Annotated in this window: 27 protein-coding genes and 1 tRNA gene; 14 read left to right on the top strand and 14 right to left on the bottom strand. The window is 66.3% G+C overall.

Annotated features, from left to right (window positions below; translation table 11 throughout):
- Positions 1-205: 205 nt before the first annotated feature.
- From hemE to hemQ, 3 genes are read left to right on the top strand one after another with little or no spacing between them, the layout of a single operon-like run.
- A complete protein-coding gene (hemE, locus tag MJO54_RS13930) occupies positions 206-1,255 on the top strand; it encodes a uroporphyrinogen decarboxylase (protein WP_240175099.1) in 1,050 nt (349 codons plus the stop codon).
- Complete coding sequence (locus MJO54_RS13925) at positions 1,249-2,613, top strand: protoporphyrinogen oxidase (RefSeq protein ID WP_105295798.1); 1,365 nt, start codon at positions 1,249-1,251, stop codon at positions 2,611-2,613. Before hemE ends, MJO54_RS13925 begins: the two co-directional genes overlap by 7 nt.
- A gap of 35 nt (positions 2,614-2,648) precedes the next feature.
- Positions 2,649-3,350 carry a hydrogen peroxide-dependent heme synthase gene (gene hemQ, locus MJO54_RS13920; RefSeq protein ID WP_046283635.1) on the top strand — a complete coding sequence of 234 codons (702 nt, stop codon included), beginning with the start codon at positions 2,649-2,651 and terminating at the stop codon, positions 3,348-3,350.
- A 91-nt stretch (positions 3,351-3,441) separates the two neighbouring features.
- Here the strand turns inward: hemQ and msrB are convergent, their stop codons facing one another.
- The 4 genes from msrB to MJO54_RS13900 all read right to left on the bottom strand — a co-directional run bounded on the left by msrB (position 3,442) and on the right by MJO54_RS13900 (position 7,569).
- The gene (gene msrB, locus MJO54_RS13915) at positions 3,442-3,852 is read right to left on the bottom strand and encodes a peptide-methionine (R)-S-oxide reductase MsrB (RefSeq protein ID WP_046283636.1); all 411 of its coding nucleotides are present in this window, start codon (positions 3,850-3,852) and stop codon (positions 3,442-3,444) included.
- A complete protein-coding gene (gene aftC, locus MJO54_RS13910) occupies positions 3,849-5,123 on the bottom strand; it encodes an arabinofuranan 3-O-arabinosyltransferase (protein ID WP_065152440.1) in 1,275 nt (424 codons plus the stop codon). Before aftC ends, msrB begins: the two co-directional genes overlap by 4 nt.
- 69 nt (positions 5,124-5,192) lie before the next feature.
- Positions 5,193-6,776, bottom strand: a complete 1,584-nt coding sequence (locus MJO54_RS13905) for an alpha/beta hydrolase (RefSeq protein WP_240175098.1) — start codon at positions 6,774-6,776, stop codon at positions 5,193-5,195.
- Positions 6,777-6,786: 10 nt separating this feature from the next.
- The gene (locus MJO54_RS13900; protein WP_064891248.1) at positions 6,787-7,569 is read right to left on the bottom strand and encodes a pyrimidine reductase family protein; all 783 of its coding nucleotides are present in this window, start codon (positions 7,567-7,569) and stop codon (positions 6,787-6,789) included.
- Between MJO54_RS13900 and zapE the strand changes: the two genes are divergently transcribed.
- Complete coding sequence (gene zapE, locus MJO54_RS13895) at positions 7,568-8,659, top strand: cell division protein ZapE (RefSeq protein WP_046283638.1); 1,092 nt, start codon at positions 7,568-7,570, stop codon at positions 8,657-8,659. The two genes, MJO54_RS13900 and zapE, sit on opposite strands and share 2 nt — an antisense overlap.
- 150 nt (positions 8,660-8,809) lie before the next feature.
- Here zapE and MJO54_RS13890 read toward each other — a convergent pair whose 3' ends face one another.
- The 3 genes from MJO54_RS13890 to MJO54_RS13880 form a co-directional block, all read right to left on the bottom strand.
- Positions 8,810-9,346: a hypothetical protein gene (locus tag MJO54_RS13890; protein WP_064891277.1), complete on the bottom strand. Its 537-nt coding sequence runs from the start codon at positions 9,344-9,346 to the stop codon at positions 8,810-8,812.
- A gap of 97 nt (positions 9,347-9,443) precedes the next feature.
- On the bottom strand, positions 9,444-10,190 hold the full coding sequence (locus MJO54_RS13885; protein WP_240175097.1) for a Clp protease N-terminal domain-containing protein: 747 nt from the start codon (positions 10,188-10,190) through the stop codon (positions 9,444-9,446).
- A gap of 40 nt (positions 10,191-10,230) precedes the next feature.
- A complete protein-coding gene (locus MJO54_RS13880) occupies positions 10,231-10,818 on the bottom strand; it encodes a DUF4352 domain-containing protein (protein WP_240175096.1) in 588 nt (195 codons plus the stop codon).
- A gap of 488 nt (positions 10,819-11,306) precedes the next feature.
- Between MJO54_RS13880 and MJO54_RS13875 the strand changes: the two genes are divergently transcribed.
- From MJO54_RS13875 to MJO54_RS13835, 10 genes are all read left to right on the top strand, one after another.
- Positions 11,307-12,434, top strand: coding sequence for a tyrosine-type recombinase/integrase (locus MJO54_RS13875; RefSeq protein WP_240175095.1), 1,128 nt, complete (start codon positions 11,307-11,309; stop codon positions 12,432-12,434).
- A gap of 270 nt (positions 12,435-12,704) precedes the next feature.
- On the top strand, positions 12,705-12,899 hold the full coding sequence (locus MJO54_RS13870; protein WP_240175984.1) for a helix-turn-helix transcriptional regulator: 195 nt from the start codon (positions 12,705-12,707) through the stop codon (positions 12,897-12,899).
- Between the two features lie 419 nt (positions 12,900-13,318).
- Positions 13,319-13,513, top strand: a complete 195-nt coding sequence (locus MJO54_RS23770; protein WP_350355690.1) for a DUF6011 domain-containing protein — start codon at positions 13,319-13,321, stop codon at positions 13,511-13,513.
- Entirely contained in the window at positions 13,510-14,700 is a 1,191-nt protein-coding gene (locus tag MJO54_RS13865; protein WP_240175094.1) for an AAA family ATPase, read from the top strand. Before MJO54_RS23770 ends, MJO54_RS13865 begins: the two co-directional genes overlap by 4 nt.
- Positions 14,693-15,166, top strand: coding sequence for a hypothetical protein (locus MJO54_RS13860; RefSeq protein WP_240175093.1), 474 nt, complete (start codon positions 14,693-14,695; stop codon positions 15,164-15,166). Before MJO54_RS13865 ends, MJO54_RS13860 begins: the two co-directional genes overlap by 8 nt.
- Entirely contained in the window at positions 15,163-15,579 is a 417-nt protein-coding gene (locus tag MJO54_RS13855; protein WP_240175092.1) for a hypothetical protein, read from the top strand. The genes MJO54_RS13860 and MJO54_RS13855 overlap by 4 nt, the downstream gene beginning before the upstream one ends.
- Positions 15,576-15,935, top strand: a complete 360-nt coding sequence (locus MJO54_RS13850; RefSeq protein ID WP_240175091.1) for a hypothetical protein — start codon at positions 15,576-15,578, stop codon at positions 15,933-15,935. The genes MJO54_RS13855 and MJO54_RS13850 overlap by 4 nt, the downstream gene beginning before the upstream one ends.
- A gap of 138 nt (positions 15,936-16,073) precedes the next feature.
- A complete protein-coding gene (locus tag MJO54_RS13845; protein ID WP_240175090.1) occupies positions 16,074-16,985 on the top strand; it encodes a hypothetical protein in 912 nt (303 codons plus the stop codon).
- 495 nt (positions 16,986-17,480) lie between these two features.
- On the top strand, positions 17,481-17,819 hold the full coding sequence (locus tag MJO54_RS13840; RefSeq protein WP_240175089.1) for a hypothetical protein: 339 nt from the start codon (positions 17,481-17,483) through the stop codon (positions 17,817-17,819).
- A 332-nt stretch (positions 17,820-18,151) separates the two neighbouring features.
- A complete protein-coding gene (locus MJO54_RS13835) occupies positions 18,152-22,843 on the top strand; it encodes a phage tail protein (protein ID WP_240175088.1) in 4,692 nt (1,563 codons plus the stop codon).
- On the opposite strand, the gene MJO54_RS13830 is transcribed toward MJO54_RS13835, so the two are convergent.
- The 7 genes from MJO54_RS13830 to MJO54_RS13800 form a co-directional block, all read right to left on the bottom strand.
- Positions 22,812-23,096 (bottom strand): type II toxin-antitoxin system prevent-host-death family antitoxin, encoded by a 285-nt coding sequence (locus tag MJO54_RS13830; RefSeq protein ID WP_240175087.1) that lies wholly within the window; start codon positions 23,094-23,096, stop codon positions 22,812-22,814. The two genes, MJO54_RS13835 and MJO54_RS13830, sit on opposite strands and share 32 nt — an antisense overlap.
- A 98-nt stretch (positions 23,097-23,194) precedes the next feature.
- Complete coding sequence (locus MJO54_RS13825) at positions 23,195-23,464, bottom strand: ribbon-helix-helix domain-containing protein (protein ID WP_240175086.1); 270 nt, start codon at positions 23,462-23,464, stop codon at positions 23,195-23,197.
- Positions 23,465-23,486: 22 nt separating this feature from the next.
- Positions 23,487-23,876 (bottom strand): helix-turn-helix domain-containing protein, encoded by a 390-nt coding sequence (locus MJO54_RS13820; RefSeq protein ID WP_240175983.1) that lies wholly within the window; start codon positions 23,874-23,876, stop codon positions 23,487-23,489.
- Between the two features lie 347 nt (positions 23,877-24,223).
- Positions 24,224-24,424 carry a hypothetical protein gene (locus MJO54_RS13815; protein WP_240175085.1) on the bottom strand — a complete coding sequence of 67 codons (201 nt, stop codon included), beginning with the start codon at positions 24,422-24,424 and terminating at the stop codon, positions 24,224-24,226.
- Positions 24,421-24,690, bottom strand: a complete 270-nt coding sequence (locus tag MJO54_RS13810; RefSeq protein ID WP_240175084.1) for a hypothetical protein — start codon at positions 24,688-24,690, stop codon at positions 24,421-24,423. Before MJO54_RS13810 ends, MJO54_RS13815 begins: the two co-directional genes overlap by 4 nt.
- Positions 24,687-25,082: a hypothetical protein gene (locus MJO54_RS13805; protein ID WP_240175083.1), complete on the bottom strand. Its 396-nt coding sequence runs from the start codon at positions 25,080-25,082 to the stop codon at positions 24,687-24,689. Before MJO54_RS13805 ends, MJO54_RS13810 begins: the two co-directional genes overlap by 4 nt.
- A 118-nt stretch (positions 25,083-25,200) precedes the next feature.
- Positions 25,201-25,275 (bottom strand) — tRNA-Val (locus tag MJO54_RS13800).
- Positions 25,276-25,280 lie beyond the last annotated feature (5 nt).

Raw genomic sequence — 25,280 nt, 5'->3', positions numbered from 1 at the left:
GGGCGGTTCGGCGAGGCTCGGCGGAGGTGGCCCGGAGGGGCGGCGGAGGCGAGGGGAAGCCGGGACCGCCGCAGGAAACGGCAGGGTTCGGCGAGGCTCGGCGGAGGTGGCCCGGAGGGGCGACGGAGGCGAGGGGAAGCCGGGACCGCCGCAGGAAACGGCACGGTTCGGCCTGCGGCAACCCGGCGTGGCAGCATTGAGCTCGATGAGTGCCCGTCGTGAACTGCCTGATTCCCCGTACCTGGCCGCCGCTGCCGGCCGGCAACCCAACCGGATGCCGGTCTGGTTCATGCGCCAGGCCGGTCGATCCCTGCCGGAATACCGTGAGCTGCGCGCACAGCACAGCATGCTGGCGGCCTGTTTTGATCCCGAACTGGTCTGCGAGATCACGCTGCAGCCGGTGCGCCGACATGATGTCGACGCGGCGATCCTGTTCTCCGACATCGTGGTGCCGCTGCGTGGCGCCGGGGTGGATCTGGACATCGTCCCCGATGTCGGGCCGGTGATCGCCGACCCGGTGCGCAGCGCGAGTGATGTCGCTGCCCTGCGGCCGTTGGACCCGCAGCAGGTGACGGCCGTCGCGGCGGCGGTATCGCTGCTGGTGGACGCACTCGGAACGGTGCCGCTGATCGGCTTCGCCGGCGCGCCGTTCACCATGGCCTCCTACCTGGTCGAGGGCGGGCCCAGCCGGACCCACGCCCGCACCAAGGCGATGATGCTGGCCGATCCGGACACCTGGCATGAGTTGATGACGCGGCTTACCGACCTGACCATCGCATTTCTGACGGTGCAACTCGACCACGGCGTGGACGCCATTCAGTTGTTCGACTCCTGGGCCGGAACGCTGTGCCTGGCCGACTACCGGTGTTTCGTGGCACCGCACAGCGCCCGGGTGTTCGCCACGCTCGCCGACCGGGACGTGCCGATGACGCACTTCGGCGTGCAGACCGGCGAGCTGTTGGGTGAGATGGCGGCTACCGGGGCCACGGTCGTCGGGGTGGACTGGCGTACCTCACTGACCGACGCCGCCGCCCGGGTGGGCGCCGGACGGGCCTTGCAGGGCAACCTGGACCCGGCGGTGCTGCTGGCGGGGTGGCCGGCCGTGGAGCGTGCCGCCAAGGCCGTCGTCGCCGATGGCCGTGCCGCTGTTGCCGCCGGAGCGTCGGGGCACGTTTTTAACCTCGGACACGGCGTACTGCCGGAGACCGACCCCGGGGTGCTGACCGACCTGGTATCGCTGGTTCATTCATTGTGACCACGTCGTACTGCGTCGTCGGGGGCGGAATCTCCGGTCTGGCCGCCGCCCACCGCCTGCGGGCGACACTCGGCGACGCAGTCGACATCACCATCTTCGATCCGGCCGATCGGCTCGGCGGGTTGTTGCGGACCGAGACCCTGGGCGGGATCGGGGTGGACGTGGGTGCTGAGGCGTTCATCGCCCGGCGGCCCGAGGTCCCGGCCCTGTTGGCCGAGCTGGGTTTGGCCGACCGGCAGCGCGGTACCACCGGAGTGCGGCCGTTGCTCTACAGCCGCCGGCTGCTGCATCGGCTGCCGCCGGACACCCTCAGCGGGATTCCGTCCTCACCGGAGTCGATGGCCGGGCTGGTCGACAACGAAACCCTCGCCCGGATCGCCGGCGAACCCAGCCGCCCGTTGGCGTTCGAACCGGGCAGCGATCCGGCGCTGGGGGCACTGGTAGCCGACCGTTTCGGGGACCAAGTGGTCGCCTGCTCGGTGGATCCGCTGATCGGCGGGGTGTACGCGGGTTCGGCGGCAACCGTCGGCCTGCGCTCGGCGGTCCCAGGGTTGGCCACCGTGCTCGATGAGGGTGCGTCCAGCCTGACCGAGGCCGTGCGGCGGGCACTGCCCACCACCACCGGCGTGCCGGTGTTCGGCGCGATCACCGGCGGGTATCAGGTGCTGGTCAACGCACTGGTGCGCAGCGCCCGGCTGCGCTGGGTGCAGTCGGCGGTGACCCAGATCGACCCGGCCGGCGACGGATGGCTGTTACGAGACGCCAGTGGCGGCCATCATCGCGCCGACCGGGTAGTGGTCGCGGTGCCCGCCCCCGTGCTGGCCCGGCTGGCCACCGGGTTCGCCCCGCGTGCCGCGGCAGCGGCCAGCCGGATCGGCAACGCATCCTCGGTGGTGGTGGCGATGGCGGTTCCCGCCGGCGCGGCCTTCCCGAACAACTCCGGGGTACTGGTTGCCACCGGGGAACGGCTGCACGCCAAGGCGATCACCCTGACGTCGCGGAAATGGGGCGACCGGGGGTACGGCGGCCGGGTCGAGGTGTTGCGGTTGTCGTTCGGTCGGTTCGGCGACCCCCGTACCAGCGCCGCCGACGCGGAGCTGGTGGCGTGGTCGGTGCAGGACCTGGAGGCCGTCTTCGGTCTCTCGGTGGACCCCATCGACGTGCGCGTGCAGCGCTGGCCTGCGGCGATGCCGCAATATCGGTCCGGTCACGCCGCCCTGGTCACCGGGCTGCGCGCGGCGCTGCCACCGACGGTGGCGGTCGCCGGAAACTATCTCGACGGCATCGGAGTGCCGGCCTGCATCGCCGCGGCCGACCGGGCTGTGGCGGCCGTGATCAGCGCCACCCCGGCGCCCTAGCGAACTTCACAGCGCATCGTGGCAGCATATGGGCCATGGCGCACCTCGACTACGACAAGTTGAACTCCACTCTCCGCTACGTGATGTTCTCGGTGTTCTCGGTGAATCCGGGTGGACTCGACGCGGGTTCGCAGACCCGAGAGGAGATCGCCGACCAGGTCGCCACCTTCTTGAAGCAGCAGGAAGAGCGGGGCGTGGTGGTCCGCGGGGTGTACGACGTCGCCGGCCTGCGCGCCGACGCCGACTTCATGATCTGGACCCACGCCGAGCGCATCGAAGACCTGCAGGCCACCTACGCCGGTTTCCGTCGCACCGCACTGGGCCGGGCCTGCGAGCCGGTGTGGAGCAGCGTGGCATTGCACCGGCCGGCCGAGTTCAATCGCAGTCATGTTCCGGCGTTCATCGCCGGTGAACCGGCAGGCGCCTACGTCTGCGTGTATCCCTTCGTGCGGTCGCTCGAGTGGTACGTCCTGCCCGAAGAGGACCGTCGCAGGATGCTGGCCGAGCACGGCATGGCGGCCCGGGAGTACAAGGATGTGCGGGCCAACACCGTGCCCGCGTTCGCGCTCGGCGACTACGAGTGGATCCTGGCGTTCGAGGCGCCCGAACTCGACCGGATCGTCGACCTGATGCGCGACCTGCGCAACACCGAGGCGCGCTTGCACGCTCGGGAGGAAACCCCGTTCTTCACCGGCCCCCGGGTCGAGGTGGAGCAGTTAGTGGCGTCGCTGCCGTAGCGGTCGTCGAGGCCGTAGTGAGCGTGGGGAACTGCGAATGGGACCTCGGTAACTCTCTCCCGCAAGCGGGAGGTGGCCCCAGGCGCGGCGCTCAGGACGACGCCGGCACCAGCCGCAGACAAATCGAGTTTATGCAGTAGCGCTGGTCGGTGGGGGTGGGGTAGCCCTCGCCGGTGAATACGTGGCCCAAATGGCTATGGCAGGACGCGCACAGCACCTCGGTGCGCCGCATCCCCAGCGAGTCATCCGAGCGCAGTATCACCGCGTCGGAGTCGGCCGGGTCGAAGAACGACGGCCAACCGCAGTGAGAGTGGAATTTCTCTGCGCTGCGGAACAACTCGGCACCGCACGCCCGGCACTCGTAGACACCTTCGGTGGTGGTGTCGGTGTATTCGCCGGTGTTCGGCGGCTCGGTACCGGCGCGGCGCAGCACCGCGAACTCTTCGGGGGTCAGTTTCGCGCGCCACTCGTCGTCGGTGAGCGACACCTTGGGAGAGGTCATGCGTCCACGTTAATCCGCTTCGGCTCGGCCGTCAGCCAGGCCGGATCGATCCCGTCGTCCAGGCGGCCCTGCTCCTTGGCATCCAGGTAGCGATAGCACAGCACCGTGCAGATCACGATCAGCAGCAGCGACCAACCGTAGGTGATCTTGAGGTAGTCCAGTGGCCGCCCGATGTTCATCCACCGGAAGATCAGCCACTTGTCCAGGGTCATGAACCCGTAGATCCCCAGCCACGCCGGCCAGTTGCGCAGCACCGAGTTCGGCAGCACCACGGTCATCAGGAACGGGAACAGCACGATCGAGTAGTAGCCCTGGCCCAGCGACAGCACCAAGAACGACGTCGTCAGCAGCACGCCGGAGGAGGTCAGCATCCAGAACCGGGGGTCGCGGGTGCGGTAGTAGCGGTAGAGCAGCCACAGGCTGACGGCAGCCAACACGGTGAACAGCACCCGCATGAACAGGATGAGGCCCGCGGGCAGCCCGAAGAACACGCCGTTGCCCAGGATCGAGGAGTTGAAGTAGTCGCGGGTGCCCATGATGTACGGCACCGTGTGGGTGAAGTAGCTGTTCGGATCGCTGGCCAGCGGGAACGCCACCACGTTGAACAGCACGGGCACCGCGATCGCTCCGACGAACGGCCGCCACTGCCGGCTCAGCAGCGGCAGCAGCAGCAGCGGTATCAGCACCGGCTTGACCACAATGGTCAAGCCGATGGCGACACCGGCCCACCACTGGCGGCTCGCCCGGCCGTCGAGCAGCCAGCGCAAGAACAACACCTCGGCCAGCAGAATCACACCGTTGATGTTGGTGAACACCAGTGTGCTGCTCACGCTTTCGGTGAGGAACATCGCCGCCAACAGGGCCGGCGCCGCGACCGAGCTCAGCCCGAATCCGAACATCCGCAGCAGCAGGTAAGCGGCGAGCACGATCGCGATCGTGTTGGTCGCGATGAACGTGTACCGCGACAGGGTCTCCGGCAGATATCCGAACGGCGACATCAGCAGGGTGCCGCCGGGGGAGTACAGGTAGTGCGGATCGACGTAGTCGAAGTGCTCGTTGTAAATGTCCAGGCCGTGCCGGAAGTTCAGCACCGCCCGGTAGACCGGTTTGAAGTCATCGGTGATGTTGCCGTTGAGCGGCAGCACGATGGCGCGATGGATCAACGACATGATGGCCACCGGCCACAGCACCGAACGCAGTACGGTCGCGGTGCTCGGCGGGGACGTGGGGGGCCGGAACGCGGCCTGTAGGGCGGTGCCCGCCCGGTGCATCAAGGAGTCGGCTGCCGTCACCAGCGAACCGTACCCCGGACCGGTCCTAGGAGTCCGGATCAGGCTGGGTCAGGCCGGGCAGTAGACGTCGGTGTCGGGCAACTTGCCGCTGTCGAGGTAGCCGATCAGCGGCGGCAACGTGCACGACGAATAGACCGCGGCGCCATGCCCGATGCCCTGCCACATCACCCGCTTGCTGGCCGACCCGGCGTTGATGACGGCCGCGGCGGTAGCCGCCACGCCCTCCTCCCCGACAATCGGATCGTTTTGCACTCCCAGCAGCAGGACATCGATCTTGAGTTCCTTCGGCAGGTCCGGGGTGCTGCTGCTGGGCCAGCTCAGGCATTGCGCCATGTCCAGCGCGCCGACCGTGCCGAACTGCGGGTATTCCTTGCCCCAGGCGACCACCAGCTCCCGGACCCGGTCTGGCGTAGGCCGATTGAGCGCGTCGGCGCATGAGTTGACGAAGCGGCCGTCACTGCCGGTGGTGCCTTGGGCCCTGTTGATCAGGTTGTTCAACAGATTGGCGTCGCCGGAGTTGGCCGAGGCCAGCGCCCTGGCCAACTCGTTGGTGGTGTTGACGCGATCGCCGGTGGGATAGCCCAGGGCCGTGACGATCGCGTTGGTCACCGCGGCCACCGAGGCGCCGCCCGGACCATGCCCGGAGCGAGCGGCGTCCAGCACCGCGTTGACAGCGCCCTTCGGGTCCGGGCCCAGCGCGCAGCTCACCGCGACGCACTGCGCGGCGAACGCCTCAAAGGCCGCCTGCTGGCCCTTCACTCGTTCCTCGGCGGCGGATTCGGCGGCGGCTCCGAGCGGAATGGGGGAGTCCAGTGCCAACCGGGCCACCTTCCCCGGGTGAGAGCCGGCGTAGGCCAGGGCGATCTGAGCGCCATTGCCGATACCGATCAGCGACAGCGCGGGGATGTCCCAGATGCTGCGCAGCCGTTCGAGATCGGTGGCGGCATGGGTGTTGTCGTAGGAGGACTCGCCCGGCGAGATGGAGTCGGTGCAGTCGGTGGTGGCTTCCATCGTGACCGTGCCCAGGCTGGCCACGGGGTCGTCGCCGGTGGCGAATTGCGCCTGGTTCCACATTTCGTCGCGCTGGCTGCGATCGCGGCAGTCCACCGGAGTCGACATCCCGGTGCCGCGCCGGTCGACGGCGACGATCGGGTGGCTCTTGAGCACGTCCGCGCCGGCCCGTGCCAGCCAGATCGGCAGCTGCAGCGACGACGGCAGATCCCAGCCGGTGGTGAACACCACGGGGCCGGCATCGCCGGGGGTCTGCACGGACCGGGCACGCACCACCCCGATGCTGATCGCCCCGGAGCCGCCGCCGAGGGGGTCGACGTCGGCGTCGTAGCTGGCGCAGTCCAGCCGCACCCCGGGCGTGGCGGGCAGCGCCGCGTCGCCGAAGACCCGGGCGGTGCAGTCATGCCACGGCAGGTCGTTTTTGGGCACCTCGATCGCGGGCGGTCCAGCCTTGTCCGCGGTGGACTCTGGTTGCCCCTGGGGGCCTGCGCCGGAGTTGGTTGCGAAACGCGGGTCGGCGGCCAGTCCGGGCGCGCAACCGGCCAGCAGGGGCGCGGACCCGGCCAGTACGGCGGCAGCCGTCACCACCGCGACCCGGGCGAACCTCGAATAGCTGGTCATGCCTGTCACCTTATAGGCGCGCGCTTTTGACGTAGCGGCCGTAGAGGTAGCCGGATTCGTCGGCGAGCAGATGCGCACAGCGCATCGGCGTCGTCAGCTCGCCCGGACCGGTGGCGATGCGGCGGGCCAGGCCACCGACCAGATAGGGGGCCATGGTCAGGCAGAGCTCGTCGAGCAGCTCGCGCTCGATGAACGATCCCAGCAAGGTCGGTCCGCCTTCGGTGAGGACCCGGAACTGTTCGCGCTGCGCCAACGCGGCCAGCACCACGGCCTCGTCGACCCGCCCGGGGTCATCGCCCGAGCAGTCCAGCACTTCGGCGTACCCGGCCAGTCGCCGCCGGGTGTCGTCGGCGACCGCGGAGCAGGTCAACACCAGCGGCGCCAGCTCCGTGTCGTTGAAGACCCGCAGGTCGCGGTCCAGTTGCCCGGACTGGGTCACGATCGCCAACCGGGGCAGTTCGGACTGTCCGCGGTCGCGGCGGCCCTGGCGTTGCGCAACCCCGAGCCGCGCTCCGCCGTAATTCTCGACTCGGACCGTGCCCGCACCCACCAGCACGATGTCGGCCAGCGCTCGCAGCAGCATGAACAGGGACCGATCGCCGGACCCGGCCAACCCGCCGGAGGTGCCGGCCACCGTGGCGCCACCGTCGATGCTCCCGATGAAATTGGCCCGCACCCACACGCGCGGAATATCGGTTTCGGGGTAGGCGTACAACCGGCCCAGTTCGCCGTCGTCGATGGGCGCCGTGGAGCCCAGCAGGGTGAATCCCGGGTCTGCGCTGAGGTCGGACATGGCCTCGATTGCACCATGTGACTACAGTTCGTGCGTGCCCAATCCAGCCGCTGAGTCGATCGACCACCTGGTAGACCGGCATCCGGCGGTGTCGCCGGAACGGTTGATCGCGCAGCTCAAGCCGCCCCCGACGTTCGCCGGCGCCAGCTTCGCCAGCTACCGACCAGACCCGGCGCAACCCAGCCAGGCGGCCGCCGTGACGGCGTGCACCGCGTTCTGCGCGCAGGCGCTGACCCGGCGTGCCGGGCGGCGCAAGCTGCTGGGCAAGCGCGAGGTGTTGCCGGGCGTGGGCATCTACCTCGACGGCGGTTTCGGTGTCGGCAAGACGCACCTGCTGGCCTCGATCTACCACACGATCACCGACACCGGCAGCAGCCTTGGCGCTGCCCAGGCGCCTGGCACGGCGTTCGCGACGTTCATGGAGCTGACCCAGTTGGCCGGGGTGTTCGGCTTCACCGAGTGCATCGAGCTGCTCGGCGGCTACACCGTGGTGTGCATCGACGAATTCGAACTCGACGATCCGGGCAACACCACCTTGGTGTCGCGGCTGTTGTCCGAATTGGTGGCGCGTGGGGTCTCTATCGCCGCGACATCGAACACGCTGCCCGAGCAGCTCGGCGAAGGCCGCTTCGCTGTGCAGGACTTTCTACGTGAGATCAGTGCGCTGGCAAGCATTTTCACCCCGGTGCGCGTTGACGGCCCCGACTATCGGCACCGGGACCTGCCACCGGCGCCCGAACCGCCCTCAGCTCAACAGGTCACGCAGCGCGCAGCGGCGCGGCCCGGAGCGACATTGGACGACTTCGACGGGCTGTGTGTCCACCTGGCCACTATGCACCCGTCGCGCTACCTGACCCTGATCGAGGGCGTCACCGCGGTGTTTCTCACCGGCGCGCACCCGATCGACGACCAGAATGTGGCGCTGCGATTGGTCGCCCTCACCGATCGCCTGTATGACGCCGGCATTCCGGTGGTGGCTTCCGGCGCCAAACTCGACCAGATCTTCAGCGCCGAGATGCTGGCCGGTGGTTATCGCAAGAAGTACCTGCGGGCCACCTCGCGACTGCTCGCGCTCAGCAGCGGGGGTTAGAGCCGAAGCTGGACCGCCGCATCAAACCCGGGGGTTAGCGAGGCTCGACGAAGGAGAGCCGAAGCTGGACCGCCGCATCAAACCCGGGGGTTAGCGAGGCTCGACGAAGGAGAGCCGAAGCTGGACCGCCGCATCAACCTGGGGGTTGGCTCAGAGATTCCACTGCGCCAGACGCAGGCCGGTGTTGCGCGACAGCATCACCACGTGGGTTACCAAGCCGCGGTAGACATCCCAGTAGACGCCACCGTCGACGGTGGAGCCCGCCGGAGCGTTGGTGAGCACCGCGTCCAGGGTGGTCGGGTCGTCGGTGTGCTTGGACACGTAGGCGTCGCCGCCGGGCGTGACACCGTCGAAGGTGACCGAGGCCGCCATGATGTAGGGGTTGGGCACCGAGATCGGGTGGACGGTTACGTTCGCCCGCCACGGACCGCCCTGGTTTCGCCAGCGCGGCGTGCCGTTGGCGCCCCAGCCCGGGGGGATCTCGCTGGGCACCACGTCGTGCACGGTGACGTCGGCGACGATCGGCCCGAATGCCTCATCGTGGTAGGAGATGCGCAGCGTGTCGCCGAGGCGACCGATCGGCGCTTCCGGGGTGGTGGTCGGCGTGGCGTTTCCAGCGGCCGGCGCTACCAAAGCTGCCAACGCGGTGACGACGGAAGTGACCAGGGCCAGAATCCAGCGATGCATCATGTCCTCTTCGTTTGCTTCTGGGCATGATGGCACATCGGCATCGCGGGTGCAGCCGCCTTGGCCCGCCACGTCCGCAGATGGTTGGTTTCGGCGATCAGTTCGTGGTTTCTGAATCGGGGGCAGCCAGCTTCTCGGTGATCGCCTCCAGCGCGCGAGCCAGATCGGTTTCGGCGCGCTGCCGGTCGACTCCGGCGCGATGCAGAGGGCCGCTGCCGTCCTCGGCTTCCAGCAACGCCAGCAGCAGGTGCTCGGTGCCGATGTAGTTGTGGCCGAGTCGAAGTGCGGTGCGGAAGGTCAACTCCAGCGCTTTGCGTGCCGGGCCGTTGAACGGGATCAGGGCGGGCGGCTCGGCGTCGCCGGGCTCAAGGGCGACGGCGGCAACAACGGCTTCCGGGTCGACCTGCTGCGCGGTGAGCAACGCGGTGGCCAGCGCGCCGGGATCGTGCAGCAGTCCCAGGACCAGGTGATCGGGGGTGATCTCGGCGTTGCGTGCCCGGTGCGCGGCGTTCTGGGCCGCCACCACGGCACTGCGCGCCCGCGGGGTGAACCGGGCGAAGCCCTGCTCGGGATCGAGCGTGGCGGACTCAGGGCGCGGAACGAACTTCTTCTGCGCCGCCTGCTTGGTGACGCCCATGCACTTGCCGATATCGGTCCACGACGCTCCCGATCGGCGCGCCTGGTCGACGAAGTGCCCGATCAGATGGTCGGCGACCTCGCCGAGGTGCTCGGCGGCCAAGACGGCATCGGTCAACTGTTCCAGGGGGTTATCGTGCACGCCGGTGATGGCGTTGATCAGGTCGTCCAGGCGGATGGACTGCGTGAGCGGGGTGGGATCAGCCATGCCGTCAACTCTAGGTTGACGGCATGGTGATCGTCAACCGTTAGTTGACGCTGGGGGGCGGTGTGGCGCGGCTGGGGGAGGGAAATAGCCATTCCCCGAAGCCATCGGCGAACCCGGACGACGGGGCATACCTGACTTTCGCCGGGCTGACCCCGGCCGGCAGGGCGAACACCACGCAGCCGGTCGCGGACTCGCCCGGGGCGATGTGGAACATGCCGGCGTCGAAGTTCGTGCACTCGCCGACATCTTTGAGGTTCGGCGCGTAGCGCTGCCCGTCGGAACCGAAAGCCCAGACGTTGGTGTTGATGTCGCCGTTCATGGCCGCGGTGCCTGGGTTCGCGATCGTGAACTGCGTAGCGATATAGGTGATGCCCGGGTCGCTGGCGCCGGGCGTGACGGTCGCGGGGTTGATCACCTTGTCCAAGGTGACGGTGACAGTGCTGCCGTCGGCTCGGGTGAGGTTCAGGGTGTCGCCGGTGTGCCCGGCGGGTTTCGGGGTGGCCGGGCTGGCTCCGTTAGAGGTGTCGGCCGCGGGTGGCGCGCTCGTCGAGTCGGTGTGGCTTGAACATGCCGCGGACATGGCGACAGTCAAGGCGAACACCGACAGCGCGACGATGGGTCGATTCATTGGGCCACCTTTCGTAATTCCCCTTCGTGCATTGTTAACGATTGTGGTGCTTACCGGCTGGTGACCCTCGGTCCGACTCGGGAATTGGGCGCGATTCGGCAAATGCGCCTTAAGGTGTGATCTTCGTTACGGCTGTCGGTCGGCGCAGCCCAATGGGGGGTCCATCAGTCGCGTCTTCGTCGGCAAGGCGCTCAAGGCGAAGAAGGCCTAATACTCAGAGACGGAAAAACCCCCGTCGTCACGCGGTGGCGGCAGGGGTTTTCGCAATGTCGAGTCTGGTGCGCGGTACTGGGATTGAACCAGTCCAATCAGTTTGCTGACTCTGTTTACTTGACCAGCGCATTCGGCGATTTACCTGCGCTAACCTCGGACAGTACCGCCAGAAGCAAGCAGAAGCAAGCAGAAGTGACTACAGTTTTGTTAGCCCAAGTTTGGCCCACGCTGGCCCACGCTACTGCTCAGCCATTCACCGCGGGGGAGATGACGACATGGCGGCAACGACACGCAAGAAGCGCGCACCTGGCACGTTCGGCACTGTGGAAACCCTCCCTAGTGGACGCCACCGCGCGCGCTACCGGGGCCCCGATGGTCGGCGCTACACCGCGCCGACGCTGTTTCTGACCAAGCAGGATGCCCGCGGTTGGTTGGCGCTGCGACAAGCCGAGATCATCCGAAGGGCATGGGAGCCACCTGACGCGCAGGCGCCCACGCGCAACCCGGTCACATTCGGCGGATATGCCGAGACATGGCTGCAGCAGCGTGACCTGAAGGAGCGAACCGAGCAGCACTACAACAAGCTGTTGACCAACCACCTGCTGCCGACGTTCGGCGCACTGCCGTTGACGTCTATTACGCCTGATGACGTACGCGCGTGGCATACGGCGATGGGAACGGGCACGCCGACGCTGCGCGCCCATGCCTACGGGCTGATGCGAACGATCATGGGCACTGCCGCATCCGACGGCAAGATCAATACCAACCCGTGCGTCATTCGAGGAGCCGGAACCGCCCACCGTGTCCACAAGATTCGGCCGGCAACGCTGCCGCAGCTGGAGACGATCACCGCCAGCATGCCCGAGGCTTACCGGCTGATGATTCTGCTCGGGGCCTGGTGTGCGTTGCGGTACGGCGAGCTGGCCGAACTGCGCCGTAGGGATGTCGATCTCGACGACGAGATTGTTCGGATAGAGCGCGGCGTCGTGCGGGTTGACGGCGGCAAATTCAAGGTCACCACGCCGAAGTCCAATGCTGGTATCCGCGACGTGTCAATACCTCCGCATCTGCTCCCAGCTATTGAGGATCACCTGTCGAAATACGTTGATTCAGGACAGGATTCGCTGCTATTCCCTGCGATCAACGGCGGGCACCTAGCGCCAGGCACCATGAACCGTTGGTACTACCAGGCACGTGCTGCGGCCGGGCGTCCTGATCTGCGCTTCCACGATTTGCGGCACTCCGGCGCGGTTCTGGCGGCGGCGACCGGGGCCACACTGGCCGAGCTGATGGACCGACTAGGCCACAGCACACCGGCGGCGGCCATGAGGTATCAGCACGCGTCGAAGCAGCGCGGGCGCGAGATCGCTGCGCTGCTAAGCAAGCTCGCCGAGAACGGGTAGCGGGAGAAGATGCGACACGACGAAGCCTTTTGCTTGCGCTTGCTTCTACTCCATGCGGAATCATGGTCTAATTAGCTTGCTCTAAACGAGGACCTGACAGTGTGGGGACTCGGGGAGACCGAGGAGTCCAGGGCCTGCCCAATGGCAGGCGGTCGCCGATATGGGGACTGAGCGCCGGAAAGCCTGCTGAGGCTTCTGCTGGACTTGTTCGCGCTTTGCTATCAATTCCAGCGGTCGGCTTCTCAGGCGCGCCCTGCGGAGTTGATTCCTTTGAGTACCAATGCCGTTCAACGTCGTTACGTAACCCTGCGCGAAGCCGCCGACTATATCGGCGTCACCGATCGCACGATCCGCCAGATGATCTCCGACGGCCGACTGACCGGCTATCGCGGCGGCAAGCGGTTCATTCGGGTTGACCTGAATGAAATCGACGCCTTGATGCAGCCGTTCGGCGGTGGTGCCTGAATGAGCACTCCGCAGACGGGAGGTCCGCCGGAAACAGAAAACTCGGCCCCCGCCAAGGACCGAGTTCCCGCAACCACTTCCGCTGAATCTGAGTCTAGCCGAAATCGCCCGGGTTGGGTGCAGTGCGCGCCGCCGGCAGCGGCGATGGATATGCGTTCGCAGCACCACCGCCGCCGCGACGCTGCCGATCGGTCCGTGCCGCTTGACTGCGGCTGCCGCGACCCACTCGTGTGCCGCTGCACTGAACCGCCGTTGCCGGACCAGTTGCTTGACAGCTTCCGGTCCGCTGCTGAATACCTCCTCGACCGCGGCCAGACTCCGCTGGTTCCGCTGGAAGTCCGGCGGGCCTGGTGGCGTCGCGGTGGCGCAGAGCGTGCTCTTGCTGAGCGTCTGCACCGTGAGTGCGGCGGGGTGATCGCATGACGACCTCAATCGCCGCCGCCGTGCTGGCCGCCGGTGTCGAAGGGTTGCATCTGAAATGCGACCAAGACCTAAACACTGCTGAGGCGACCACCTGTCGGTGCCTGGACTGCCGGCGGCCCCTCACGGCCGAACTGAGTGTCATCCACCGACGTGGCCCCGTTTGTCGCTCTCGCATAGGGGTGATCGTGTGACTGCGCCCGAGACCCAGGAAGCGGATTCACTATTAGCCGAAGTGATCACCGCCGCTGAGCTACACCATCAGGAATTTGCCGAGCTGGTGCAGTTCGTACACGGCCTCATCACTGAGGGTTTTGGCATCGTGGCCGGCCCGCCGAAGCTTGGTAAGTCCTGGTGGACTTTGTGTGTAGCTTTGGCGATCGCCGCAGGCGGCAGCGCATTCGGCAAGGTGTCAGTAGAGCAGCGTGACGTTCTACTACTCGCACTGGAAGATTCACCACGGAGGCTCCAGGGTCGCATTCAGGCAGTCTGGGGCGACGGGATCCCGCCGCATCGGCTGCATATCCTGACCAAGGTTGGGCCGCGGCTGCTGATTCCGACGATCAGCGCATGGCTGGTGAGCCACCCTCGCGGCTTGGTCATTCTCGACACCCTGGGGCGTGCGCGGCAGCAGCGTAACCGCGGCGACGATGCGTATCTTGCGGACTATCAAGCGGGTGTTTCGCTCAAAAACATCGTTGATGCGTTCCCGGGCAGTGCACTGCTCGGTGTGCACCACACCCGAAAGGCATCCTCAGATGACTTCGTGGATGACCTGTCGGGCACGCTCGGGCTGGCCGGTGCCGCGGACTACGTGCTGGTGTTACGGCGTCAGCGCAACAGCACCGAGGCCACCCTGCAAGTCACCGGCCGTGACGCACCTGAAGGGGAGTATGCATTCACGGTTACCGAGGGCATGTGGCGGCTGGCCGGAAATGAGCTGTCCGAGGCTGCTGCGGAAGCGCAGAAGCGTCGCGACAGCAAGCGGTACGGCGAACGTGCAATGGAAGTCGTCGCTGTCGTCAACAGGCGTGCGCCGGCCAACCACACCACCGCTGCCGACGTGGCGGAAGCCCTCGGCCTCGACAACGACCAGGCACGGGTCTACCTCAACCGGCTGGCCAAGGCGGACCGTATCAGCAAGGTGGGTGTTGGTGCGTACACCAGTGTTACGACCGTTACGACTGTTACGCCCCCTGCGAACTGCGGAAATGAAGGTGGTGAATCGGCCGCCGGCGTAACACCTTCCAACACCACAGCAACTGTTACGCCACCGGAACCTAGGCGGGCCAGCGAAAACGGGCAATCCGTAACGCTCGTAACAGGTGAAACAGACACGCAGAACCAGCCATCCGGGGCGAAAGGCAACGTCCATGACTGATGAAACGCCGCCCCTGTACCCGATCATCTACCGGAGGCCGGCACCCCACATGTGGCGCCCCGCCGGTATTGAATCCCTGCCGCCAGGATGGGTGAACGTCCGCATCTGGACGTACGACCCGATTCTTAGCGTCGACGTGTACGCAATCGACAAGTGCCCTGGCGTGCTCTACGAGGACAATTCGGTCACTGAGATCGTGGAGTCGTGGGCTGACGGTGACGGGGAGATCGTCGACGAGTATGGCTATCTCTATGACGAGCATCCCGTCGTCATCGCCTGCGAAGTCGCCGATCTCCCCGCGCAACGTCAGCACTACGTCGACACAGACTGGCGACCCGCCTACCTCGGCGGCGGATACCTGGGCACATGCCCCGTCGACATGGTGTCCGAACTGCTGGCCGAACAGGGCTTCGCTGAAGCAGTTCCGCGCCGGCAATTCCGAATCATCAAGGGACAGAAATCATGAACGCACCAGATCCGCGTGACTATCTGCTGTACATGGCCGCGGCGAGCGATGACCGTCTACAAGCGGTGGCCGCTCGACTGGATGCCATCGCGGCCGAATCCGGTTTGGCCGAGCTGACGGAACTGCGGCATCTCGTCCAGCACGTGCGTCACATCCTGCAGCAGTCGGCCGTTCCTTTCTCCCCTGCAGGACTCGACCATGAGGCCTACTCTGACGGCCGTCGCGTCACGTCAATCGCAGACTTGGAACCGCCGACGTATCACCGGCACGTGTGGCACCCAGACCCCGCGCATCACGAGAATCAGCCCCACGCGGCGGTGGACCACTTCCGGTTTCCGAGCGGGTCGGCCTGGTCGGTGATCGTCTCGGCGCCCGGGGTTTTGGATGCGGTCTGCCACACGGAGGGCGGATGATACTCAACGCCACCGACATCCGCGCCGCGTACTTCTGCGTGGCCGCCGTGATTCGTGGCCGCGAGCTGCACAACCATGAGGTGCCGCCACCCGTTCGGGCGCTCTTCAACCGCCTCGATGCTGAGGTGCGTATGTCGCGCACGCGACACGAATCAGCAAGTGACGGAAGACAATCAAAGCATCAGGATCTGATCGGCGTCGCTGAAGCCGCGGCAGTTCTCGGATGGAGCACCCGAAAGGTGCAACGCCTGGCCGCGGACCTCGACGGCGAGATGATCACCGGCCGCTGGATTTTCAGCAAGTCGAAGGTCGACCAGTACAGAGAAGGGCTCGCAGATGGCGGATCTCGGGAATGAGGTCGAGCAGCAACTCGCCGACCTCGACGACGGCGACTGGAACGCGCTCGTCGCCCGCGTACGGCAGCCCGCGGCGTCGGGCGATGGCGGTCGTGCAGAAGCCCGACGAAGGGCTGAGCAGCGGAACGGAGCTCGCTGATGTTGTCGTCCGAGGTGCTACTCGCGTCGCGGCTGACAGTCCACGACGTCAATTCGAATCGCTTTGTGCAGGCTGCAGTTGAGCAACTCGACGGCTGGCTGGATGCCATGGCCCTCGTTGACACCGCGCAGGCGGCGGTGTTGAACACCCTGCCACCTGTAGCAGAGTGCCCTGTCGAACTTGATCCGTTTCTGACCGGCAAGGTCGAGGAGGAGTGGATCGACGCCCGTCTTCGTCGCAGCGCAGAGTTGGCACGCCGTGAGCAGCGCCAGACGACGTTGCGAGATCTGATGCATGAAGCACAGATGCGGGCCGAAACTATCATCGTCACCAAGATCGACGACGTTCTCGCGGCCCTCAATTGCGAACTTGAGAATCAGCTCGCAGACGCGGCTCGGATCGTTGACAAGCTCGGCCCCGTACGCACGGCAGGGCAGGCGATCGAGGCCGATGTCGCGCCAGCCTGGAAAGCCCTGACGAAGCTCAGCGGTGACTACGAGCTCTTGCGCGCGGGGCAGGAGCTCGTGATGACGCAATGCGCGTCCCAGGCTTGGCGCAGCGCTGGTTCCTGGGGAGGAAGAGAAGCCCCCGCCAGCACCGCCTACCTACGCAACATCGACGAGCTGTGGCCCGATTGGCGCAACCCTGGCCAAGGTACGAAGCGCGTGACGCGTCTCGACGGCCAGCCGCATCGCTACGAGCCGTGGCCGACCGATCCAGTCGAGCTATTGGCGTGGCTCGTGACTTCCGAAGCGCAACCGTGGATTCCAACCCGTAAACAGCTGGCTGAGCTGCATGAGGAGCGCCGCCGGCGACGCAATCCGAACCCGAAGCCGTCAAATCAGCCCGGGCCGCTGCTGAACCGCACACCGAAGTCGAGAGGGAGATTTCTGGGGGTACCGCTCGGATGAGACTAGGCGGCGGCCATGGCGTCAAACCCAACCCTTGGTCTGCATCAGGGCAAGGACTTGCCACGACGGGGACAACTCACGGCCCCCAGCTTGTACCTGCGCCGGCCGCCGCCTGCGCTACGCGGGGTATGGGGGGTAGCCCCTCCCGCCCCAGCAGTCACAGCCTGAGCGTTCTGTGTCTCATTGTCTGCGCACGCATTTTCGTAGGGTTCGCATTACGGATGCAACCCCCGTTTTGGGGCCATTTTCACCCCGACCAGCCAGTTTCCCGGCGCCGGGATGGTGGTCATGACTGGTGCTAAGCGAACGTGCGTGACCTGCGGCGACAAGTTCATCGGTCGTGCGCGGGCTCAATACTGTTCCGCTGCCTGCAGGCAGCGCGCGCACCGCGGCCGCCGATGTGACAACCGTAACGCTCAGGGCGTTACAGAAACGGCACGGTCGCGATCGGCTGCCGGTTTCAAGCACGGGCCGCATGCCCATGGGCCGGACGCGATGGCGCTGCTCCAGGCGCTCAACACCGAGCTGGCCCAGAAGTCGGACGCGATGGGGTTGCCGCCCGATCAGCCGCTGGAATGGTCGGCGGTCGAGCTGGCCACTTTGGAGATGATCGCTGCCGCCATCGACCGGAGAGCTGACCTCTATGGCAGCTACCGTGCCACCGACGACGACAAGATCCGGGTAAAGCTGGCGGGCGAGATTCGTCTGCTGGAGACGGCGGTGGACCGGATGCTGAGGCGGGTGCACACGGACCTGCCGGCGGCCCCGTCGCTGACATCAGTGAAGGCCCAGCGTGCCGCGAATACGAGGTGGGCGCGCAATGCCGCGAATTAGGGCTCTCGGCGGGGTACGCGGGTTTCGCGCACCGGGCCTGTACGCGTCGTTGTTGGACGACGAACGCGAGGCGTGCCGACGCCACGACCCGCGTTGGCGGTACACACCGGCGGCTTGCCGCGGTGAGGAGCCTGCGGAGAAATTTCGGCGATCGCGGCGCCTGCTTGATGCGCTGGAGCAGGGCAGGCCCGTTGTGGTGCCGCTGCCGGCGTCCAAGTGGGGACTGCCATGGACACGGCCGGACGTCGCCGCCGTCGTCGTTGAGGTCGATGACACGGTGCGGCCTTCCACAGCCCGATTCGCCTATCCCGGCCGTGCCGTTGACGAGCTGGGTGACTCAGGCACCGCGGCATCAGGGAGGTCCTCCGTTGACTGATTACAGCCTCGGCCGCGCCCACGGCAAGATCGAGATCGAGTACAACAGCTCGGGCGCGCAGAAGGCTGCGCGCGATCTCGATCGCACTGCGGCATCCTCAGAGAACCTCGACTCGTCGCTGACGAAAACCCAACGCAGCCTGCGTGACACCGAACGCGAGTTCGACCGCACCGGCGATTCGGCAGAGCACTACGAGCGCCGCATCGACGACGTGGACCGGGCGCATGTCCGCCTGCACCATTCGCATCGCCAGTCCCGTGACGACATGGGCAGATTCGCCGAGGGCGCCGATGCTGCGGGCGATTCCGCAGAGCGGCTTCACGAGGCTTTGCGCGGCCTAACCCTCGCCGCGAGCTTCTTCGGCCCCGAGGCACGGGCCGGCGCGCTCGCCCTCGAGAAGTTCAAGTTCGGCCTCGATGGCGTCGGTGAGGCCGCCGCAAAGACCAACCAGCACTTGCGCAATGCCGTCAAGCACATCGCCAGTTTTGAGATGAGCGTCGGCAAGATCAGCGGACTTGCGCTGGGTGGCGCGTCACTCGGCGGCCTGGCGGGGTTGGGTGGCGCGGCCGGGCTGATGGGTGTGACCCAGGTGGCCGGCGCTGTACGTCAGCTGACCGGCGCCCTTGCCCTACTGCCGGCCGCGGCCGCCGGCGTTGGATTCTCGATGGGCACCCTGAAGATCGCGTTCCACGGCGTCGGGGACGCGCTCAAAGACATGATGGCCGACGACCCGAAGAAGTTCCTTGAGGACATCAAGAACATGGGGCCGGTCGCGGGCCAGGCCATGCTGCAGATCGCGCAGTTCCGCAACCAGTTCAAGCTGGGCGCCGCGGCGATTCAGGACTCATTCTTCAAGCAGGTCATCAACGACATTCAGCCGTTGATCCAGACGTGGATGCCCGCCCTCGGCAAGGGTATGTCGCAAGTGGCCGGCGTGTACGGGCAGATGGCGCACCAATTCGCCGGCCTGCTGATGCAACCGCAGATCATGCAGGGCTTCCAGCTGTTCATCGAGAACATCTCCAAGGGACTGCAGGCGATGGCGCCGGCCATGGCCCCGCTACTGAAGATCTTCACGCAGTTGACCGTCATCGGGTCGAGCTTCTTTGAGCAGATCGGCGGCCGCATCTCGCAGATGCTCGGATTCTTCTCCGACGTCATCGACAAGGCCGCGCAGTCCGGCTCCTTGCAGCGCTGGATTCAGTCGGGCATCGACGGAATCAGCCACCTGATCAACATCGTCTATTCGGTCGGCGCCGCGTTCAACCACATCATGGATATCGCCGATCGGTTCGGCGGCGGGGGACTGCTGGGCTGGCTGGACAAGATCACCGCGCAGCTCAACGGCTGGACGCAGTCGGAGCAGGGTCAGAGCAAGCTCATCGACTTCTTCACTGTGCTGCGCGAGGCGACTGACGCGTTCACGCCGATGCTACAGCCGATCCTGGAAGGCTTGGTGTCGCTGGCAACCGCGTTCACCCAGCTGGGCATTGCGATCGCGCCGGGCTGGCAGACGTTCTTCAACACCTTCGCGGCGACGATGGGCCAGTTGGAGCCGGCCATTACCGGCATGGCGCCGGCGCTCAACCAGTTCCTGATCGGGCTGTCGTCGGCGTTCTCACAACTGATGGCGTCGGTCGGCCCGCAGTTGCCGCAGCTCTTTAAGGGGATGTCGGATTCGTTCGTTGCGCTGCTGCCGCAACTGCAGCCGCTCACCCAGGCGTTCCTGGAGCTGGTGAATTCCGTTGGTCCGCAGTTGCCGAAGCTGTTCGGTTCGATCACGGACTTCCTGATCTCCACGCAGCCTTACTGGCCGATCATCATTGGATTCGTCCGCGATTTCGTCACGGTGATCACCGGCCTGATCAACGGCAGCACCGGCATCACGGACTTCTTCACCAGCTTGCTGACTAAGCTCGGCGACGCGGTCAAGCCTGGGCTGAAGCGCCTCGGCGAGGATGGCGGCAAGGCGCTGCTCGAAGGCCTCAAGCAGGGCCTTATGGACGCGACTGGACTCAGCGCCGTTATTGACCAGACCAAGCGCATCATGCACGGGATCTCCGACTTCTTCCAGCACTCGCCGGCCAAGAAGGGCCCGTTCTCCGGCGACGGCTACACCGGGACTGTCGGCCGCAAGATGATCACCGACATGGCCGCGGGCATGACCGCGGCCGCCGGATCGGTCTCGGGCGCGGCGGCGTCGGTGATGTCGGGAGCTGCAGGGGCATTCGCCGGCGCACCGGCGGCAGGCGGCGCGAGCGCCCTGGGCGGCGCGCTGCTGCCCGACCGCATCGCCGGCGCCGACAACTCCATCCTGAGCGCCTACCTCAACCACCAGTTCGACGAGAACCGCGGCCTCAAGGGCTTTGCCAAGAGCTTCGGCCAGTTCGGGGACATCGGCCAGGGCCTGAGCGACCTCGCTAGCCAATTCTCAAGCCTGGCTATGGGATTGCTCGGCTTCCGTGGCGACCTGGTAACCCCCGTCTGGCACAAGACCATCTCCGACGAGGAGCTGGCGCGCCGGAAGAGCACCGGCATCGGCAAGAGCGACCCATGGGCAGACCTTCTCGGGCCGGGCGCAGGGAACTTGCCACGGTCGATCCCCGGCACGGACTCCGGGCTGGTGGATGAACTGAAGCGGCGGGGAGTTAGCCCAGAGCAGATTCGGCTCATTCAGGGCTTCAGTCAGGTCGAGGGCAACAACCCGTCGGGCAATCCAACTCTCGGTTTCACCGATGCGCAGCTCGGCGGCGCATCCGATCTGCAGTCGCATGTCGACGCGTTGCTTAAGCAGTTCAAGGATCGAGAGAGCGTCGCGGGAGCCTTCCCTGCGGGAGGCACTGATCTGGAGTTGGCCCAATGGATCGCCAAGGTCGTTGGGCAGGCCGGTTTGTCGAGCGACTGGCAGGGCAACGCCCAGCCGGCGGATTACGTGCAGCGCGTTGTCGCGGCGATGCAATCCGCAGGACAGGCCCCGCCGTGGGCTGACGTGCTCCCCGGCGCAACGCCGCCCATCATCGGCCTCCCGACGCCGACCGACACCACCCCCGGCCCGGGCAATATCCCAATGCCGACGCGCGCGCTGCCGAACGTGCTCCCGAACACCGTCGTAGTGCCGCAGTTCGACGTCGGGGCGCCCAGGGGTCTGATCGATGCCCGCAAGCTTCCGGCCGGCATGGCGCAGAATCGCGACAAGCTCACCCCGAACGCCAAATTGCTCGACAACGCCGTCACTGCGGTATTCGGTGACGAGCTGCGCGCCCGCGGCCTGACGATCGGCGGGTACCGCGCGAACGACTCGGGTTCACATGAGCACAGCTCGGGTGGCGCGCTGGACATCATGACCGACGTGATCGGCAAGCAGACACCCGAGGGTGTCGAGCTCGGAAACCGGATCAACAAGTTCGTGCAGGACAACGCGAAGGCTTTCGGCCTGAGCTGGTCGATTTGGAATGACACGATCCAGAACGCCGGGGAGCAAGCTCGGTCCTACACGCCGATCGCCGGCACTGGCAACGGGCCTACCACTCGCCACGAAGATCACGTTCACGCGTTCACCGGATTTGACAATCAGATGACGGGAACCGGCCTGTTCGTCATCCCGGCCGGCGTGCCCTTGCCTCCTGGCGGACTGCCCAACTTCGGCTACGGCACAACGTCGCCCGGGTCAGGCAACCGCGGCCAGTACCCGCTCGGCGCCCAGAACCCGATGCTGGCCAACTACCCGAACGGCATCAGCGACCCCGAGCTGGCAAACCGGATTGCGGCCGCCCAGGCGCCCGGTGCGTCCGATGAAGTGGTCGGATCGACCCTGAACGACATCTCGCGCAACATCGCCCAGCTGAAGGCCACGGACGAGAATGGCAACGCCGACCAGATCGCGGCGCTGACCCGGGTGCAGAACTCGATCTCGCAGGAGCATGGCTTCACGCAGCAGAACCCGCTGCAGCAGATCCAGCAGGGCGCCGGCAATATCGGCAAGATCGTCAACGACGTATTCGCCAACATCAAGTCAGGCGTCGATGCGATTGGGGCGACGCAGGATACCGCCGATCGCCTGGTCTATGGCCTGCGCAACGGCGAAGACGTCGTCAAGATCATTGAGAACTCCCAGAAGTGGCTCACGTTCGCCTCGAACATCGCCACCACCGTCGCCGATGTCGCCAACACCGTCGGCGACTTCGCGAGCATGGCGCCAGAGGAGTTCGGCGGTCAGGTCGGCGAGGCGGCGCGCGGCGTCTCCGAGATCGCGTCGATCGTGTCGGGCGCGATCCAGGGCGTCAACCAGGCGATCACGCTGGGCATACAGATCTATCACATCGTCGGTTCCTACGTCGGCCGCTTCATGAGCAGTCTGGTCGGATTCGGCCAGGGCGACCTGATGGGTGATATCCGCTTCCTGCTCAACACCAACAACGACACGATGTCGAGCTACAGCGAGCAGAACCCCCTGGACAAGCGGACGGGCGACGTTCCGACGTGGATGCGCTTCTACGACAAGCCTTCCGTCAACACGGTCACGCCGGGCGTTGGACAGCTCACCATCTACGCGGGCCCGGGCCAGTCGCCGGGCGAAATGATGAATGAGTCGATGTGGATGATCAATTCGGGATCGCTTAACGGCGCTGTCGCGGCGGTGAACTTCTGACCTCGTCAGTAATGCCCAGCTCGGCCATCGCCTGATCGAACGGCACCGCTGGCGCGTCTCGGCTTTCGAGCACCCCCAAGCGGTCCTGCAGGTCATCAAGCTCATCCAGCAGCGAGCGGTAGTGCTCGGGCGACATCAGCACCGCGGCGGGCCGACCGTGACTCATGAGGATGATGTCACCGTCGGCGGCCGACTTGATCACCGCCGACAGGCGCGCCCGGGCCTCGGCGATGGGCACGCGGCGGTCGGTCATCGGTATACCTCTCTGAGGTGAGCACCTTCGCGAATCGCGCTCAACCTGCGGTGCCCACCATACCGCTGGACTGCTAAATCCACAGGTCAAAGGGGGGTTCATCTCGGCTGCGCGGCCTCGTCCGCTGCGATCAGCCGGAGCAACTGCTCACGCGCAACAGTCGACACCGGCAGCCCACGCCGCTCGGCGATCTCTTCGAGCGCGTCGAACTCGTCGGGGTTAAGGCGCACCTGCAGCACCTTGCTGCGGGCCCGGCCTGGCCGGCTCACCTTGACGTGAGCAGGAATCGGAGCGTTCGGGTCGGCGTCAGCTTCGGCGCGTTCGATGTCGTCGGCCTCGGCGAGCGCCTGTTCAAGTCGCTTGCCCATGGTTCACTCCTGCCTCTCGCATTTAAGTGTCCGCGTCCGATCGCCGGACCCGCGCCCGGCCGCGCGGCGACAGGCCATTGATCACCGATACCGGGCGCACGGGTTCGGCCGCCGGCTCTGTCGTTGCGCGCAGGGTATTGCTGCAGGATTCGATGAACTCTTGCACGTGGCCTTCGGTCATCCGCCAGGTGCGCCCGACCCGGTATCCGCGTATCTCGCCGCGGTTCAGCCGGCGCGCGAGCCAGCGTTCACCGTCGGACCACTCCTCCGGAAGGACCAGCGCCGCGACCTCGGCCAGGCTGTAAGTCTTCAATGGTCCTCCGGATCGGCTCGGTGATCGACCAGTGATCGGCGTCGTGCCCGCGACGTGCAGCTGAACCGGATCCGCCGCCGGGTGTCCGGGGGTGTCCATCGCCACGGACACCCATTCTCGACCGCCGAACGACGTCCGGCACCCTTTTCACGGTCACCCGTGATAACTCCGGCAGTTTCGGTGCCGACGCCCCCATGAGCGCCCGATGCTCCCAGTCTGCTCGAGCGGCCAGCGCTCGTCGCCGCCGGTGCTCACGATCGACGACGTACGCCGCGGCACCGAGCGCCGCGACGAGCAGCAGCCACGGGTGCCCGACGACGACCGCGAAGCCGAACATCACCGAGAACATCCCCAGCGCGGCGGCGGCCGCGGGATGGCGGTCGTACCAGGTTCCGTGCGAGCAGTGCGATTCGTAACCGCAGCGGGGGCAGGTGTAGGTGGCCATGTCAGTTCCTCTCGGGTGGGCCGTCCAGGTCGACTATCTCGCCGGCAGGAACGCAAGGCCGCGCTAGCGCGTTGCGTGCGCGCCTGATGTCGACCAGCACCGCCAGAACCTGCCACGCCTCATCCTCTGTCCAGGTCTCTGGCGGTACCGAATCGAGTTCGCGGTGGATGAAGTCGAACACGTCGGCTTCCGTGGTGGTCACTGTCTCGCCCACTGGTCGGCGAGCTCGGCCGCGCGTGCGAGGGCGGGAATCAGTGCACGGAGCTGTGCAGCCGAATAGCCGCTTTCGCTGTCGTGCTGATCCAACAGGGCGCCGATGCTAGTCAGCCGCCCGTCGCGTTCTTCCTCGGCGTACAGCACGACCCCGCAGCCGAGATCTGCAAGGACCATTCGTTTGCCATCTTCGGGATCGAAGGGGCTGGCGGAGGTGGCTCCCACAGGTAGCTGCGGAACTGTCGCGAGCGTCACTTCGCGGCCTCGGCAATCGCGTCCAGCTCGTCGGCTGCCGCAATCAGCGCTTCGCCGATCTGCCTTGCCTGAGCCGCGTTGAGAGGCATGTCCGGGTGGACCTCGCCGGCCATGATCACCCACTCGGTGCAGGTGCCGTCGTCGTGCTGTACGCCGCCCGTGTAGATGCACACGTCGTTGTTCAACCAACCTGACGCGGCGATGGTCACCGAGGTGGCGCCGTAGAACCCTCGGCTACCCATATCCCAGCCGTCGACGCGGATCGCACCCGCTGGAGTCTGGATTGGGTCAGTGTCGGCGATCTGTGTGTTCGTCATGGCCGGCAGCGTGGCACTGCCGTCTGACAAGCTTTCGAATCCCGCTTCAGAGGTGATGGTGGCGGTGGTGGTCATGGCGTGGGGGTTCCTCCGATTCTCGGAGCCAGCCATACCGATCAGAACCCGTTAACCCACGTGTAGCCCATGTCGGGCGATTGCGAGGCCGGAACCATCTTCCGACCTGCGTCGATCCTGGTGCGCGGTACTGGGATTGAACCAGCGACCTCTTCCGTGTCAGGGAAGCGCTCTCCCGCTGAGCTAACCGCGCTTAGA

It is taken from the genome of Mycolicibacter virginiensis (assembly GCF_022374935.2).
GTDB lineage: Bacteria > Actinomycetota > Actinomycetes > Mycobacteriales > Mycobacteriaceae > Mycobacterium > Mycobacterium virginiense.
The sequence above is the reverse complement of the archived record's forward strand: the minus strand, read 5'-3'. Positions and strand labels throughout refer to the sequence as shown.